The organism is Advenella sp. FME57 (assembly GCF_014897675.1).
Taxonomy (GTDB): domain Bacteria; phylum Pseudomonadota; class Gammaproteobacteria; order Burkholderiales; family Burkholderiaceae_B; genus Advenella.
The window spans coordinates 1-1,501 of record NZ_JABUXU010000047.1 but is presented as its reverse complement, the minus strand read 5'-3'; the positions used below and the strand labels follow the sequence as shown (position 1 = coordinate 1,501).

Sequence of the window (1,501 nt, the reverse complement as noted above, 5' to 3'; positions counted from 1 at the left end):
AGACGGGTTGAGGCGTCAACGGCGAGTTGAGTTTATTCAAGATTTTGTGATATGACGGACTAAGCATAGCCGGGCAAAAAACCGGCCTCATTTGCAAAGCATAAACCATGAACGAAAATGAACAATTCCTGCAGCGCCTGCGCGCCGAAGACGAAATCAAGCGTGTATTGCAACTGTATTGTCGCGGCGTGGACAGACGCGAGTTTGACGTGGTGCGAGGCGTTTACCACGCTGACGCCATGGACTATCACGGCACCTACAACGGCAATATTGACGGCCTGATCCAGTGGATAACCCGACGCCACGAAGGCGTGGCGCAATCCATGCACCTGCTGGGCAACTGCCTGATCGACTGGCGCGGCGAAGATGTCGCTTTGGTGGAAACCTACTGCGTGGCATACCAACGGCTTAAGCCGGATGACGGAGTGTCTGCCTCGAATGTGGGGCTGAAAGTAGGCGGCAGCGGCCAGCAGACGCAGGTGCGGTGTCGTTACCTGGATAGGTTTGAAAAGCGGGAAGGGGCGTGGAAGATTGCCAATAGGGTGGTGGCGTATGAGTCTTTGCTGCTGGAGGACGCACCGGAGTCGCCGTTTGCGGAAGGGATGCAGATGGCGACGCGAGGGAGGGATGATCCGTTGTGGGGGTTGATCGCGCTCGCCGCTCCCCACCATGGGCGGTCGTTGACGTCGAAGAAATAACGAATTTTGGATAAATCAAATTATCATTGATATTTAATTATGCCGACTTGGGAATAATGCCTTTATGCAGACTGGGTGTGCCGTGATTGGCAATCAGTTCCTGCTTAATTCCGCAAATTCGCCACTGGCCGTCATGCTTGTTCAGATCAAAATAATACCGACCGTTGGAGTGGAAAAAATCAGCCTCTGAAGTGCAATCGGCAGTTCTGAATCTAAGAATCAAGTAATTGCACCTGGCGGTTGCCTCATTTTCGGACACGGTAACTAGCAAATTGGAAAAGGTATGTTGCATTCTCAGCTCGCTGAGCGCCGCTTGTCGCAAGGCGATGTACTCCGAGCTGGACATAAGCCGAGGCGGATCGTTCCTGAAACTCGAATAGTCGACATGCAGTTCTGCCGACAGGCATTCGTTCATCAACTGCCAGTCCTGTAAGTCAAAAGCGCTCTGGAAATGACACAGGCGATCATGGATCGCGAGTCTTTCATACAGATAAGCGTTATTCATACCGCATTCCTTTCAAGTGTAATTTACCGCTTACCGAGCCACGGTATCCAATAGTCTTGTTACAGACCATCGCACGAAAACGAGCGTCTATGCTGTGATCAATCGGATATTACGTTTGACATTAGCATATTGCGCTTTTCTGAGCGCCGTAGGAGTCTCCGGCCTTCAGCCCGGGGAGGATGTCAACCAAGTGGGTTGCTGCAGTCGATCACTCACCAGGTGGATTGCGTGTCCCCTCGCGCTCGAGCCATGAGCGGAACAGCAGTACTACGTCATCGGCAGACCTTTCATCCGGAAC

2 protein-coding genes are annotated in these 1,501 nt (G+C 52.4%); one reads left to right on the top strand and one right to left on the bottom strand.

What is annotated here, in order from left to right:
• Nucleotides 1-107 precede the first annotated feature (107 nt).
• Nucleotides 108-698 (top strand): nuclear transport factor 2 family protein, encoded by a 591-nt coding sequence (locus INT32_RS21975; RefSeq protein ID WP_193090802.1) that lies wholly within the window; start codon nucleotides 108-110, stop codon nucleotides 696-698.
• A gap of 37 nt (nucleotides 699-735) precedes the next feature.
• Here INT32_RS21975 and INT32_RS21970 read toward each other — a convergent pair whose 3' ends face one another.
• Nucleotides 736-1,203, bottom strand: a complete 468-nt coding sequence (locus tag INT32_RS21970; protein ID WP_193090801.1) for a nuclear transport factor 2 family protein — start codon at nucleotides 1,201-1,203, stop codon at nucleotides 736-738.
• Nucleotides 1,204-1,501: the final 298 nt, after the last annotated feature.